This is a genomic window from Cryobacterium sp. TmT2-59 (assembly GCF_004403545.1).
GTDB classification, from domain to species: Bacteria; Actinomycetota; Actinomycetes; order Actinomycetales; family Microbacteriaceae; genus Cryobacterium; species Cryobacterium shii.
The window spans coordinates 24004-38599 of sequence record NZ_SOGM01000062.1; the positions used below are offsets into that span (position 1 = coordinate 24004).

Annotated in this window: 11 protein-coding genes; 2 read left to right on the forward strand and 9 right to left on the reverse strand. The window is 69.6% G+C overall.

Annotated elements, in window-relative coordinates:
- The first annotated feature begins 26 nt into the window (after nucleotides 1-26).
- Nucleotides 27-290, forward strand: a complete 264-nt coding sequence (gene rpsT, locus E3T24_RS10425; protein WP_134365841.1) for a 30S ribosomal protein S20 — start codon at nucleotides 27-29, stop codon at nucleotides 288-290.
- A gap of 155 nt (nucleotides 291-445) precedes the next feature.
- On the opposite strand, the gene holA is transcribed toward rpsT, so the two are convergent.
- On the reverse strand, nucleotides 446-1426 hold the full coding sequence (gene holA, locus E3T24_RS10430; protein WP_241975865.1) for a DNA polymerase III subunit delta: 981 nt from the start codon (nucleotides 1424-1426) through the stop codon (nucleotides 446-448).
- Between the two features lie 169 nt (nucleotides 1427-1595).
- Nucleotides 1596-3983: a ComEC/Rec2 family competence protein gene (locus E3T24_RS10435; RefSeq protein WP_134434593.1), complete on the reverse strand. Its 2388-nt coding sequence runs from the start codon at nucleotides 3981-3983 to the stop codon at nucleotides 1596-1598.
- Nucleotides 3984-4232: 249 nt separating this feature from the next.
- Here E3T24_RS10435 and E3T24_RS10440 point away from each other — a divergent pair, with 249 nt between their 5' ends.
- Nucleotides 4233-4802, forward strand: coding sequence for a hypothetical protein (locus tag E3T24_RS10440; RefSeq protein WP_134365844.1), 570 nt, complete (start codon nucleotides 4233-4235; stop codon nucleotides 4800-4802).
- A gap of 10 nt (nucleotides 4803-4812) precedes the next feature.
- On the opposite strand, the gene E3T24_RS10445 is transcribed toward E3T24_RS10440, so the two are convergent.
- The 7 genes from E3T24_RS10445 to E3T24_RS10475 form a co-directional block, all read right to left on the reverse strand.
- Complete coding sequence (locus E3T24_RS10445; protein WP_134365845.1) at nucleotides 4813-5418, reverse strand: hypothetical protein; 606 nt, start codon at nucleotides 5416-5418, stop codon at nucleotides 4813-4815.
- A complete protein-coding gene (locus E3T24_RS10450) occupies nucleotides 5415-6293 on the reverse strand; it encodes an endonuclease/exonuclease/phosphatase family protein (protein WP_134365846.1) in 879 nt (292 codons plus the stop codon). Before E3T24_RS10450 ends, E3T24_RS10445 begins: the two co-directional genes overlap by 4 nt.
- A 58-nt stretch (nucleotides 6294-6351) precedes the next feature.
- Nucleotides 6352-8718 (reverse strand): excinuclease ABC subunit UvrA, encoded by a 2367-nt coding sequence (locus E3T24_RS10455; protein ID WP_134365847.1) that lies wholly within the window; start codon nucleotides 8716-8718, stop codon nucleotides 6352-6354.
- A 183-nt stretch (nucleotides 8719-8901) separates the two neighbouring features.
- Nucleotides 8902-9258 carry a VOC family protein gene (locus E3T24_RS10460; protein WP_134365848.1) on the reverse strand — a complete coding sequence of 119 codons (357 nt, stop codon included), beginning with the start codon at nucleotides 9256-9258 and terminating at the stop codon, nucleotides 8902-8904.
- 332 nt (nucleotides 9259-9590) lie between these two features.
- Nucleotides 9591-10361: a helix-hairpin-helix domain-containing protein gene (locus E3T24_RS10465; RefSeq protein ID WP_134365849.1), complete on the reverse strand. Its 771-nt coding sequence runs from the start codon at nucleotides 10359-10361 to the stop codon at nucleotides 9591-9593.
- Between the two features lie 92 nt (nucleotides 10362-10453).
- Nucleotides 10454-13036 (reverse strand): leucine--tRNA ligase, encoded by a 2583-nt coding sequence (leuS, locus tag E3T24_RS10470; RefSeq protein ID WP_134365850.1) that lies wholly within the window; start codon nucleotides 13034-13036, stop codon nucleotides 10454-10456.
- A 77-nt stretch (nucleotides 13037-13113) separates the two neighbouring features.
- The gene (locus tag E3T24_RS10475) at nucleotides 13114-14577 is read right to left on the reverse strand and encodes an anthranilate synthase component I family protein (protein ID WP_134365851.1); all 1464 of its coding nucleotides are present in this window, start codon (nucleotides 14575-14577) and stop codon (nucleotides 13114-13116) included.
- Nucleotides 14578-14596: the final 19 nt, after the last annotated feature.

Here is a 14596-nt window from a genome sequence, read left to right on the forward strand (position 1 = left end):
CAAGAACCTAACGAAAGCGTATAAACGTGGCAAATATCAAGTCGCAGATCAAGCGTATCGGCACCAACAAGAAGGCCCAGGAGCGCAACAAGGCCGTCAAGAGCGAGTTCAAGCGCGCGATCCGCGCGACGCGCCTCGCCGTCACCGCTGGTGACAAGGACAAGGCCGTCGCCGGCCTCGCCCTGGCCTCGAAGAAGCTCGACAAGGCCGTCAGCAAGGGCGTCATCCACAAGAACCAGGCTGCGAACAAGAAGTCCGCCATCGCGAAGTCGGTCGGCGCACTCGTCTAGTCTCCAACTGACCTGGATCCGGGCCGTCTGACGGTCCCGACCTCGTGCTCGAAAAGCCCCCGCCGATTCGGCGGGGGCTTTCGTGTGTCCGGGGCTACCCAGTTGGGCGAGTCAGCGCTCGGCGGCCAGGTCAAGCCCGGTCAGCGGCGGCGCGGTCAGCTCTCGCCCTTGCGAGCGATCACGCCGATCAACCGCTCGAGGGCGAACACCGGGTCGCGCTCGGCGCCCTTGACCGCGGCATCCGTTTCGGCCAGGGCCACGACGCAGCGCGCGAGTCCCTCGTCCGACCAGCCGCGCAGGTCGCGCTGGGCCCGCTCCACCTGCCACGGTGCCAGACCGTACTGGGAGGCCAGCTGGGCCGAGCCGCCTCGCACCCCGCAGAGTTTCGCCATGGTGCGGATCTTCATCGCGAACGCCGCGACCACGGGCACCGGATCCGCGCCGGAGGCCAGCGCGTGCCGCAGGATGACGAGGGCCTCGCCGCGGTGCCCCGCGATCGCGGCGTCGGCCACCTTGAAGGCGTTCGCCTCGACCCGTCCGCCGTAGTACCGGTCAACGGTCGTTTCGGTCACCTCGGCGCCGGTGTCGGCGATCAGCTGCTGGCAGGCGGCGGACAGTTCGGCGAGGTCTCCCGAGAACGCCCCGACGAGGGAGCGGAGCGCGCTGGGCGTGACCCGTTTGCCGGCGGCCTTGAATTCAGAGGATGCGAAGTCGTGCCGGTCGGTGTCCTTTTTCAGCTCGGCGCAGACGACCTCGATGCCGCCGCCGGTTCCGGCCCGGATCAGGTCGAGCAGCTTCTTGCCGCGCACCCCGCCGCCGTGCCGGAGCACCAGGTAGGTGTCTTCCGCCGGGTTCTGCAGGTAGTCGATGGCTTCGGCGAGGAAGGTGTCGCTGCACTTCTCGACCGAGCTCACGCGGATCAGCCGCGGTTCGCCGAACAGGGACGGGCTGGCCACGGTGAGCAGCTCGCCGGGCGAGTAGCTGTCGGCCTGCACATCGCTGATCTCGAGGCTGGGGTCTTCCAGTTTGAGGAAATCCCGCAGCTGGCGGATCGCTCGCTCGGCCAGGAACACCTCGGTTCCGGAGACCAGCACGATCGGCGCCGGACGCACCTGATGCCAGGCCAGCTGCGGGATCGCAGCCGATTTCGGTGCGGCCTTGGGCGCGCTGCGGGGTGCGGTGCGGCCGGCTGAGGCGGTGCGTGCGGCCACTCGGTTCCCTTCGTTGCTGGTTCCACAGCCAACTGGTCGACAGCGTGCTGGTTCACACCCGTGGAGGAGCTCACACCGGTGGCGCGATTCAAGCCTAGTCGGGGCCGCCGACCGGCACGGTCTCCGTCCACACGGTGAGGGCACCGCCGCCGTCCGGGGCGGGCGCGACCACGATCATCCCGCCGAGGTCCGTGCGCAGGGCGAGCGTGCCCGCGGATGCCAGCATGCCGAGGAGGGCGTCGGTCGGGTGCCCGTAGCCGTTATCTCGGCCCACCGAGATGAGCCCGACGGTGGCTCGCAGGTCGGCATAGAGTTGAGGGCTCTGGTCCCTCGACCCGTGGTGGGCCACCTTGACCACGTCCACGGTGGCGAGTGGGGCGACCCGGCGGAGGGCGTCCTGCGGTTCCTGGCCGAGGTCGCCGAGGAAGATCGAACGGATTCCGCGCCCGTCAAACCCGATGGTCACGCTCCCGGCGTTGCCGGTCTGCATCGCCGGGGAACCCCGAACGGGCCAGAAGATCTCCCAGCGCAGTGCGCCGAGCGTTCCGGTGTCGCCGCGCGCGGCCTGACGCACGTCCGCGCCGCCCCGCGCAAGGCGCAGGTGGAGGCGCTCGTCCTCTGCGTTCTCGGGGACGCCGACCAGGGCCGTTCCGACCCGGCCGATCACGGCCTCGACGCCCCCGATGTGGTCGAGGTCGTAGTGGGTGAGCACGAGCAGATCGATCCGGTCGATTCCGAGGGTGTCGAGGCATTCCGCCAGGAGCGCCGGATCAGGCCCCACGTCGACCAGTGCGTAGAGGTCCTGATCCCGCACCACGACCGCGTCACCCTGCCCGATGTCGCAGGCCGCGATCTGCCAGTCCGCCGGGAAGGCCACGGCACGTCCCACGCCCGACCCGATCAGGGTCCCGGTGTAGGCGCCGCCCGCCAGGACGAGCACGGCGACGGCGGTCGGCGGCCACCAGCCCCGGACCGCCCCCGGACGGCGGAGAACGAGCGCCACGAACGCGACGGTCAGGATGCCCGTGGCAGCCACCCCGACGACTCCCCCGAGCCACGGCAGCCGACTCCCCGGCAGGAGCGCGCTCGTGCGCGCAATCGCCGCGATCCAGGCCGCGGGCAGCCAGGCCAGGTACAGGACTCCCCCGGCGATCCCCGGCAACCAGGGCAGGAGCAGGCAGGCCACCAGGCCGACCACGGTCGCGAACGGGGCCGCCGGGCCCGCCAACAGGTTCGCCGGCACCCCGTACAGCGGAAGCGTCGGGGTCAGCAGCACCAGAACGGGCTGGCAGGCCAGCTGCGCGGCGAGCGGGATTGCGATCACCGCTGCCAGCGCGGTCGGCATCCAGCGGCTCAGCACCCGGGTCAACGGACCGGCGAGCACCAGGAGCCCGCCCGTGGCCAGCGCCGAGAGCGCGAAGCCGTAACTGCGCGCCAGCCACGGATCTGCCACCAGCAGAACCACGACGACCAGGGCCAGCAGCGGCACACCCCGGCCCGGCCGGCCGGACGCGACGGAGAGCATCAGGATCGTGGCCATCAGCGCCGCGCGAAGCACGCTGGGCTCCGGTGTCACGAGCACCACGAAGCCCAGCAGCGTGGCGAGGGACAACGTGATGCGCATCCCGCGTCCGAGCCGCAGGTACCCGCCGAGCAGCATGATCCCCGCGATCACCACCGCGCAATTCGCGCCGGACACCGCGGTGAGGTGACTGAGCGAACTCGCCTTCATCGATAGGTCCAGATCCGCGCTCACCTGGCTGGTGTCACCGATCGCGAGTCCGGGCAGCAAGTCACCCCCGTCGCCCGGCAATTCCCGGGCCGCCTCGACGAAACGGGTTCTGAGTGCGTTCGCCCAGGCCAACCACCATGGGGGTGCCGCCACGGACTCTGCCCGGCTCCGACCGAAGAACAGCGCCGCAGCGGAATCCCCCGGGTCCGTGGCCCGAAGGGATCCGTCCAAACGCACGACCGAGCCGATCTGCAGGCTCGCGGTTCCCCGGCCGGAGGACTCGGCGAAGACCAGCACGGGCACGGAGACTCGCGACGAGCGCTTGCCCTCGGTCAGCTCGGTGACCGTGCCGCGGAATCTGACCCGGGCTCCCGTTCCCCCGGTGCCGAATCCGCCCGGAGACGCGGTCTCCACCGGCACGGACCACACCGTGATGAGCGCAGAGGCGTTCGCATGACGACTCGCCGCGGCACGCACGTCCGCCGGCAGCCGGGCCGGCCCCGAGACCAATACGACCGAAGCGACCAGGGCGGAGACCGCGAGGCTCACCCCGACGGTGGCCCAGAGTGGACGCCACCGGGCACGTCGGTCGAACACCGCGGCCACGACGAACAGGCCCGCCCCCAACCAGAGCCCAACGGCGGCAGAAGCGGGAACGCCGCCGGGTGCTCCCACGAGGACGCCGGCGGCCAGCCACGCCGTCGCCGCCGGCACGACCAGGCGCAGGTCGATCCCTGTCGTGGACTCCATCTGTGGAGGTTAGGTGCGGCGGCGCCGTCACCCCAGGGCCCACTGCATCTGTGGCCCGTTTACCCAGGTCCACGGCTGTGGAGGTCCGGTGGTTGGCTCACGATCCACCGACTACGCTGGGCCCAGCCGATGAGACTGGGGGGGCTTATGCCAATTCACGATGAGAGTTCGATTGCGGAATCCGCGGAGCAGACGGACGGAAAGAGACTGCGGGGCCCGGGTTTTTGGCTGAGAATCGCCGTTGCGGTCGTGGCCGTCGTGTTGTTGGCGATCCGCGGCATCCGTTCGTACGACAACGGCGGCAGCGGGCCGATCGTCCTGGCCCTGGTCATCGCCGGTGGGATGGTCGGTGCTTTGCTGCTCTACTTCGGTGTCTCGAATGCGCGCCGGATCGATCGAGCACAACGAGCGTTTCCTTCGGCTTGGATCGTCCCGGTCCTCGTGGCACCGCTCCTGGCTCAGGAGCTGTCGGCGCTGACGACCGCCCTGGGGCTCGCACCGTCGCGGGTGAATCCGACCAGATACGCGACCCTTGTCGTCGACGACCAGAGCGTGCAATTCCTGTCGGGCCGTGCCACCGGGAGCCCTGCGGCGGCCTTCCCCTCGAACCTGGTTCGGAGCTTCACTGTCGGATCCGTGCAGATCGGGATGCGCATCATGGCCACCATCGAGGTCGAGGTGGCCTCATCCGAGCGAACCTTGGTGCTGCCGGTCACCCCGATGAGGAGCCGCGGCAACTGGCTGCGCGCGGTGCCGGATGCCGATATCGCGCGGCTGGCCGAAGATCTGCGACGCGCGATCGGTGCCGGGGGGATATAGCCCTGACGGCTCAGCCGCGCACCGACCTGGGCGAACGGTCCAGGTCGGCGGATCGACCGGTCAGGAACGGCATGCAGCACCCCGCGAGCAGGGCGCCGATGCCGCCCCAGACCAGGTCCCCAATGGTATCGACGTAGCCGACGAAGATCTCACTGTCGATGAACGTGTGCCCGAACCACTCGAAGACCTCCCACAGCACTCCGAGCGACAGCCCCAGTGCGGTGGTCATCACGATGGCCGAAATCGTCGGTCGCCGCAGCGTCCCGGTGTCGGCCAGGACTCCCAACCTCACGAACAGGAGGTAGCACAGTGCGGCGCTGAGCCCGTTGGTGACAAGGTGAACCGGGAGGTCCCACCACCGAGTCGAGATGTAGATCTGTAGCACGCTGCTCCACACGGCGATGAGAACCACCGTGCCGAAGGCGATGTCGACGCTCGGCCGGACGCCGATCACCCGGGGAAAGAACATTCCGACGAACACGACCGCGAGGCTCAGCCCCGCGATCGTGCCCCAGCCGAGGGCTGCGATAACGATGCCGATCAGGGCCAGCACCCGCAGCCCGTCGGCGACCGTCTCGGCCGCTCCCGACGGTGTGCGCAGGAGTGAACGGATCATGGCAGCACCTCAAAGGGTTCGGATGTCCCGGCCGAGCGGCCCCCGCACCGCACAACGGCCTGCACGGGTTCATGGTCGGATGCCGCCCGGCCGTCGAACCGGGCCGCGTTGATGCCCACACTGAGCACGTCGACTCCGTGCCCCACCAGGATGAGGTCGATGCGCTTGCCGCCGGGGCGACGGCGTCGGTAGTTCGAAAAGGTCCCCCACTGCGGCGTCAGCCGCTCGACTGCGACCTCCCAGGAGTCCAGGAGCGCCCCGTCGGCTATCAGCCTGCGGTACACGGCCGAGCCCTCGTCGGCGTTGAAGTCGCCGGTCAGCACGATCGCGGCGCCGGGCTCCGCGGCGCGCGCGGACCGCACGAGGTCCAGGATGTACTTCGCCGACTCCAGTCTCGAGCGCCAGGAGAGGAAGTCGAGATGGGTGTTGAAGGCGAGCAACCGTGCTCCGGTCGCCGTATCGGTGAATTCGGCCGACACGACGATGCGCCGCACCAGGTTTCCCCACGACCGGGAGCCCGGCGTCTCCGGAGTCGCGGACAGGGCCTGTTGCCGCCAACCCGTCAGTTCCAGCCGCCGCGAGTCGTAGAACACCGCGCAGTGCTCGTCAGCTCCGGCGGCATTGCGGCCGCGGCCGACCCAGCCGTAGTCCTCTCCGAGGGAATCCGCGACGAATTCGACCTGATCGGCCAGGGCTTCCTGCACGCCGAGGAGCGTGGGCTGCTCGGCGCGCAGGATACGTCGTAGCAGAGGCTTCCGTGTCACCCACCGGTCGGGACTGCCCGGCTGCATCCGGGGCATGCGTCGACGGATGTTGTAAGTCATCACGTGCAGGTCGGGGGCGGTCACCGGACCGATGAGCGAAACATCCGTCATCGGACCCAGAGTACGCTCGCCACGCGCAATCCAGAACCCGGTGCGTGGGCGTCTCGTCTCAGCTGCGAACGTAGGCCGCGAGGTGCTGCCCGGTGAGGGTGGAGCGGGCGCCGACGAGCTCGGCGGGTGTGCCCTCGAAGACGATCCGGCCGCCGTCGTGCCCGGCGCCGGGGCCGAGGTCGATGATCCAGTCGGCGTGCGCCATCACCGCCTGGTGGTGCTCGACGACGATGACCGACTTGCCCGAGTCGACGAGCCGGTCGAGGAGGCGGAGCAGCCGTTCGACGTCAGCGAGGTGCAGCCCGGCGGTCGGCTCGTCGAGCACGTAGACGCCGCCCTTCTCCGCCATGTGGGTGGCGAGCTTGAGCCGCTGCCGTTCACCGCCGGACAGGGTGGGGAGCGGCTGGCCGATGGTCAGATAGCCGAGCCCGACCTCGGCGAGCCGGTTCAGGATGGCGTGCGCGGCCGGTGTGCGGGCCTCGCCGGCGCCGAAGAATTCCTCGGCCTCGGCCACAGACATTGCGAGCACCTCGCTGATGTCGCGGCCGCCGAGGTGGTATTCCAGCACCGAGGCCAGAAACCGCTTCCCCTCACACTCCTCGCAGGTGGTGGCGACGCCGGCCATCACGCCCAGGTCGGTGTAGATCACTCCGGCGCCGTTGCAGGTGGGGCAGGCCCCTTCGGAGTTGGCGCTGAACAGCGCCGCCTTCACGCCGTTGGCTTTCGCGAAGGCCTTGCGGATCGGGTCGAGCAGCCCGGTGTAGGTCGCCGGGTTGCTCCGGCGGGAGCCGCGGATCGCGCCCTGGTCGATGGACACCACTCCTTTGCCGGCGGGGATCGAACCGGCGGGGATCGAACCGTGCACGAGCGAGCTCTTGCCCGATCCGGCGACGCCGGTGACGACGACCAGCACCCCGAGCGGGACGTCGACGTCGACGTCCCGCAGGTTGTGCGCCGTCGCGCCGCGGATCTCCAGCGCGCCGGTGGGCGTGCGCACCGTCTCCTTGAGGGTGGCGCGGTCGTCGAGATGGCGCCCGGTGAGGGTGTCGCTGGCCCGCAGCCCCTCGAGGGTGCCTTCGAAGCAGACGGTACCGCCCGCGGCTCCCGCGCCTGGGCCGAGGTCGACCACGTGGTCAGCGATCGCGATCATCTCCGGCTTGTGCTCCACGACGAGCACGGTGTTGCCCTTGTCACGCAGGCGCCGCAGCAGGTCGTTCATTCGCTGGATGTCATGGGGATGCAAACCGATCGTGGGCTCGTCGAAGACGTAGGTGACATCCGTCAGTGAGGAACCGAGGTGCCGGATCATCTTGACCCGCTGGGACTCGCCGCCGGACAAGGTGCCCGTCGGGCGATCCAACGAAAGGTAGCCCAGACCGATCTCCACGAACGACTCGAGGATGCGCTGCAGTGCTCCGAGCAACGGAGCCACGGACGGCTCGTCGATGCCCCGGACCCAGTCGACGAGGTCGCTGATCTGCATCACGGCGGTGTCGGCGATGTTCAGGCCCTGGATCTTCGAGGATCGAGCGCCCTCGTTGAGCCGGGTGCCGCCGCACTCGGGGCAGGTCGCGAAGGTGACCGCCCGGTCGACGAAGGCGCGAATGTGCGGCTGCAACGCGTCGACGTCCTTGGACAGGAATGACTTCCGCATCTGCGGGATCAGGCCCAGGTAGGTCAGGTTGATCCCGTCGACCTTGATCTTGGTCGACTCCTTATGGAGCAGGTCGTTCAGCTCCTTTTTCGTGTAGTTGCGGATCGGCTTGTCGGGGTCGAACCAGCCGCAGCCGCGGAAAATTCGCCCGTACCAGCCCTCCATCGAGTAGCCGGGGATCGTGAGCGCGCCCTCGTTCAGGGACCTGGCGTCGTCGTAGAGCGCCGTCAGGTCGATGTCGCTCACCTTGCCCATGCCCTCGCAGCGCGGACACATCCCGCCGGTGATGCTGAAGCTGCGCTGTTCCTTGACGGTCTGCCCGCCGCGTTCGATGGAGACGGCACCCGCTCCGCTGATGGAGGCCACATTGAAGGAGAACGCCTGGGGTGAGCCGATGTGGGGTTGCCCGATCCGGCTGAAGGCGATTCGCAGCATCGCGTTGGCGTCGGTGGCGGTGCCGACGGTGGAACGGGGGTTGGCGCCCATCCGCTCCTGGTCGACGATGATCGCCGTGGTCAGCCCGTCGAGCACGTCGACATCGGGCCGCGCCAGGGTCGGCATGAACCCCTGCACGAAGGCGCTGTAGGTCTCGTTGATCAAGCGCTGCGACTCCGCGGCGATCGTGCCGAACACCAGCGAGCTCTTGCCCGAGCCGGAGACGCCGGTGAACACCGTCAGGCGGCGCTTCGGGATCTCGACGCTGACGTCCTTGAGGTTGTTCACGCGTGCGCCCTGCACGCGGATGACATCGTGGCTGTCGGCGGCGCTCATCGGTTCTCCCTGTGTTCTGCCGGAGGGTCACCTGCCGGGCGCTGTGCTACCGGGCGGTTCTGCCGGGCAATCTGGCCGGCTACCAGCGGTTCACCCGATTCTCCCGTATCGGCGCGGGCGCGACAACGGTTGCCGCCCCTGATCCGGTGATCTGGGTATCCGCCGGCTGTCAGTGGTCCTGGATCAATGGTCCTGGATGAGCCCGAGCACGTTGCCGTCGGGGTCGGAGAACGTGGCTACCAGGCGGCCGGCGCCCACGTCGTGCGCGGGTTCTGTGACGGTGGCGCCCGCTTTGGTCACCTCGGCCAGCTTCACCTCGATGTCGGGCACGTGCCAGTAGGCGACGGGTGAGGTCAGGCCCTGCGGTCCCCCGCCCGGGACCAGCCCGATCTGCTGCCCCTCCGCCTCGAACCCGACGTAGTAGGGCCCGTCGGTCTGCGGTTCGACGCCGAGCAGGGCGGCGTACACCGCCTTGGCCCGCGCCAGGTCGGAAACGGGATGCAGCACGGTCTTGATCCCCTGGGTGGAAGAGGTGGTCATGGTACCTCCTGACGTCGGTGTGGCGCGGTCATCTGGTCGTGGAGATGTCCACGGCGATCACTGTAGCCGCGGCCCGGTGACTCCCGCTAGGCAAATGAGTCCTCGCGGAACGGTCGACGCGGGGCGCGGATCCGCGGTTCCGAGCGGTTGCTCCCGCGGGGTGCCCGAACCAATTCGACGGAGATTTTGCCCGAAAGTGCCCGAAACAGGCCGGATAGACATTTTTAGATGAATATCTCCGTCGAATTGGTTCAACGACGGGGGACGGGGACGCTCGGGACGGGGACGGGGACGGGGACGGGGACGGGGGGGGACGGGGGGGAGGGGGAGGATCAGACCGTGATCAGGGCGGCCAGGCCCTCGAAGGTCTTGTCGCCGATGCCGGTGACATTGCGCAGGTCGTCGACGCTGGCGAACGGGCCGTTGGCATCCCGGTAGTCGAGGATGCGCTGCGCCATCGCCGGCCCGATCCGGGGCAGGGTGTCGAGTTCGGCCAGGGTCGCCGTGTTCAGGTTGACGGGAACCGTGGCGGCGCCGGTGCCCCCGCCGGCCCCGCCCCCGGCCGCCCCGCCGGCGGGCGACCGCGGCGGCGTCTCGCCGAGTTGGGGCAGGTAGAGCTGTTCGCCGTCGGCAACTCGGCGGGCGAGATTCGCGCCCGCGGGATCGGCAGTCTCGGTGAGGCCGCCGGCGGCGGCCACGGCATCCATCACCCGGGCCCCGACGGACAGCTCGTAGAGGCCGGGACGCTGCACCGCGCCGAGGACGTGCACGAAGAGGACGGCGCCCGCGGTGGTGGCCCCCGCGGTCGAGGGCGTGGCGCCCAACGGCTGGGCGCCCGAGGGAACAGCGCCCGAGGGAACAGTTCCCGGCGCCTGAGTTGCAGACGGCAGTGTGCCCGGAGCCGTGCCGCCGGCGGCGCCGGCCGCGGCCACCACCTGGTGTCCGGACTGCTGGCCCACGGCCGAGACGACCACGGCCGTCGCCAGCGCGGCGATCAACAGCACGACGGCGGCGCCCACCCCGATGCGGAGCCGGGGGGCCGCGCGCGCATGCGCGGCCGGGGCCAGGCGATCGAGAGCGGATACGACCGGATCATGAGCCATCCCGGCAGGCTAGGCCGCCCGGGGGTACTCCCCCGGGCGGCCAGCGCCGAACTGTGCTCCCGCGCCCTGGACGCGGCCCTGTGGAGGCGAGGCTAATTTCTGCGGGTGACGATGCTCACCAGCCGCGGCTCCCGCACGATCACGTGCTGCACCTCCCGGTCGCCGATCCGCCGGATGACCTCGGCGGACGCGCGGGCCAGGCGTTCTAGGTCCTCGCCCGAGATCTTGGGCGACACCTCGATCCGATCGCGAACCTTGCCGTCCACCTGGACGACCGCCGTCACCGATTCCTCGACGAGCAGGGTGGGGTCCGCCTTGCGCCACTGCACCAGGGCGACACAGGGGTCGTAGCCCAGGTGCTGCCACATGTCTTCGGCCGCGTAGGGGGCGAACAGGTTCAACGCCATGGCGGTGACCTCCGCGGCTTCGCGCACCGCGCCATCCGCGGGGCCCGCGCCCGTGTCGATCACCTTGCGGGTGGCGTTGACCAGTTCCATCAGGCGGGCGACGACGACGTTGAACTTGAACGACTCGACCAGGCCGGGCGCGTCGGCCAGGAAACGGTGCGTGACCCGGCGGAGTGCCGCATCACCCGACTTCCACTCGACGTCGGGTGTGCTGGTCACGTCCCGGGCGACGCGCCAGGCGCGGGCCAGGAACTTGGCCGAGCCGACCGGCGAGACATCCGCCCAGTCGATGTCGTCTTCCGGCGGGCCGGCGAAGGCCATGGTGAGGCGCACGGCGTCGACGCCGAACTGGTCGACCTCCTCCGTGAAGTACACCAGGTTGCCCTTGCTCTTGGACATCTTGGCGCCATCGAGGATGACCATCCCCTGGTTCAGGAGAGCGGTGAACGGTTCGGTGAACGTGACGTAGCCGAGGTCGAACAGCACCTTGGTCATGAACCGGGCGTAGAGCAGGTGCAGGATGGCGTGCTCGACGCCGCCGACGTACTGGTCGACCGGAGCCCACTTGTCGGCTTCCTTCGGGTCGAACGCTTTCGTGTCGTCGGTGGGGTTGAGGAAGCGGAGGAAGTACCAGGAGCTGTCCACGAACGTGTCCATGGTGTCCGCGTCGCGGCGGGCCGGCGTGCCGTCGATCGGGTTGGGCACATTCACCCAGTCCGTCGCGCCGCCGAGCGGAGAGGTGCCCTTGGGCTTGAGGTCGAGGCCGTCGGTCGGCGGCAGCAGCACGGGCAGCTGGTCCTCCGGAACCGGGATCTCGGTGCCGTCCTCGCCGTGGATGATCGGGATCGGGGTGCCCCAGTAGCGCTGACGGGAGATGAGCCAGTCCCGCAGGCGGTAGTTCTTGGCCGCGCGGCCGGTCCCGTCGGCGGTCAGCTGCTCGATCATGCGCTTGATCGCGTTGTTCTTGCTGAGACCGTTCAGGGACCCGGAATTGATCAGGCGGCCCTCACCGGCCAGGGCGACGCCCGTGGCGGCCGGGTCGAGGGCGGGGAGCTCTTCGGTGCCGTCGAGCATCCCCTGCGTGATCACGGGGATCATGCCGGTGGCGGGGGCGCTGGTGTCGACCACGACGATCACGGGCAGGTCGAATTTGCGGGCGAAGTCGAGGTCGCGCTGGTCGTGGGCCGGCACCGCCATCACGGCGCCGTGGCCGTAGTCGGCGAGCACGTAGTCGGCGGCCCAGATCGGCAGGCGTTCGCCGTTGGCGGGGTTGATCGCGTACCGCTCGAGGAAGACTCCGGTCTTCTCCCGGTCGGTGGCCTGGCGTTCGATCTCGGTGCTGTTCTGGACCTGCACCAGGTATTCCTGGAACCGTTCCCGGACGGCCGGCGAGGCATCCGCGACCAGCTCGGCGGCGAGGTCGGCGTCGGGGGCGACCACCATGAAGGTCGCCCCGAAGAGGGTGTCCGGGCGGGTCGTGAACACGCTGACGCGCTCCTCACGGCCCTCGATCACGAAGTCGACGTCGGCGCCGATGGAGCGGCCGATCCAGTTGCGCTGCATGTTCAGGACCTTGGCCGGCCAGGTGCCCTCGAGCTGGTTCAGGTCGTCGAGCAGCCGGTCGGCGTAGTCGGTGATCTTGAAGTACCACTGGGTGAGCTTCTTCTTCACCACCACGGCGCCGCTGCGTTCGGAGGTGCCGTCGGCCAGGACCTGCTCGTTGGCGAGGACGGTCTGGTCTACCGGGTCCCAGTTGACCCAGCTGTCCTTGCGGTAGGCGAGGCCCTTCTTGTACAGCTGCAGGAACAGCCACTGGTTCCATTTGTAGTACTCGGGGTCGCTGGTGTGCAGTTCACGGGACCAGTCGAAGGATGCCGCGTAGAGCTTCATGCTCTTCTTCTGCTGCGCGATGTTGTCGTAGGTCCAGCCGCGCGGGTCGATGCCGCGCTTGATCGCCGCGTTCTCGGCGGGCAGGCCGAACGAGTCCCAGCCGATGGGGTGCAGCACGTTGAAGCCCTGCTGGCGCCAGTAGCGAGCGACGATGTCGCCGAGCGCGTAGACCTCGGCGTGCCCCATGTGCAGGTCGCCGGACGGGTACGGGAACATGTCGAGAACGTACTTGCGCGGGCGGGTGTCGCCCGGGTCGTTGGTGCGGAAGGGCTCGAGTTCCTCCCAGATCGGCTGCCACTTCGCCTGGATGGCGGCGAAATCGTAGACTTCTTCGTCGCTTCCCTGGCCGGTGCGGGTGTGGTCGTACTCGTGTGCCACGTGACTCTCTTCGTTGCAGTGGGGATTGCGCCAGCAGGCACAGGGCCGCCCGGAGGCGTCGTCCAACGTCTAGGTTACTAAACCTGGCCCTGGCCCGTTGCTGGCCCGGACGGGCGGGTGCCGAGGACGGCCAGGAGCGCCGCCGCCTTGATCCGGGTTTCCTCGATCTCCTCGCCGGCGTCGGACAGGGCCGTGATGCCGCCGCCGGTGCCGATGGACGCCCCGGTGGGGCCGAGCACGATGCTGCGGATGACCATGGCCAGGTCCACGGATCCGTCCCGCCCGAGGTAGCCGAAGGCGCCGGCATAGATGCCGCGCGGGCCGTCCTCGAGGGCGTCGAGGAGGGTCATCGCGCTGATCTTGGGTGCGCCCGTCATGGATCCGGCGGGGAAGCAGGAGGCCACGGCGTCCACGACGCTGACCCCGGGCGCGAGGCGCGCCTCGACGGTGCTGACCAGCTGGTGCACATGGGCGTAGCTCTCCACCGCCAGCAGGCTCGGCACGCTGACCGACCCGACCTCGGCGATCCGGCCCAGATCGTTGCGCATCAGGTCGACGATCATCAGGTTCTCGGCGCGTTCCTTGACGCTGGCCTCGAGCTCCGCCCGGAGCGCCCGGTCCTCCGCGGGCCGACTGGAGCGGGGCCGGGTGCCCTTGATCGGTTTGGTCGTGACCCGCCCGCCGGGGGTCACGGCGAGGAACTGTTCCGGCGAGGCGCTGAGCAGGGCGGTGTCGCCGAAGCGCAGGAGCCCGCCGTGGTGGCTGGGGCTGCCGGCGCGGAGCAGCAGGTAGGCCCGCACCGGGTCGGGGCGGACGTCGACCAGGATCTCATTGGTGAGGCAGAGCTGATAGGCGTCCCCCGCCCGGATCGAGGTCTGGCACCGGTGCACGAGTTCCGCGTAGCGGTCGTCGTCGTGCCGCCAGCGGGCCACCGCCCCGCCCGGGAGCGGTTCAGGGGCCACGGATGCCCCGGCAGGCAGGTCGGCGAGGGTGCGTGGCATCCGTTCCGCCCATGCCCGGGCGGCGCCGACTGGTTCGCCGGGGCACTGGCGGGCCACCGCCGTGACGGTGCCCGCAGCGTGATCGAACACGAGCATGCGGTGCACCTCGAGCAGGGCGGCGTCCGGATAGCGCGAATCGTGCGCCGGCGTGCCGACGGTCTGGGCACCGAGTTCGTAGCCGAGCCAGCCCACCCAGCCGAGCCGGAAGCCTGCGTCGTCGTCCTCGCCGGCACCGTCGTCGGCGCCATCGTCCTGCGCCGGGGCGAGGTCCTCCTGGAGGAACTCGAACACGGTGCTCGGCCGGATCTCCGCGGGCGTCGCCGTGCACCCGGCGGTGGCCACCGTCACGGTGGCATTCGGCACCGAGGCCGTCACGAAGCGGGATGCGGGCGAGGCGGCACCGAGATAGCTGTGTCCGGTGCGGGAGCTCTCCCCGCCATCCAGCCAGAATGCGTAGGGACTGTCGCGGTACAGGGCATGGAAAACGCTCGCCGGATCCCGCCACTCGGGCAGGGGAACGCGAAGAATCGACCCGGTCACGGTCTCAGCCTAGGTGCCC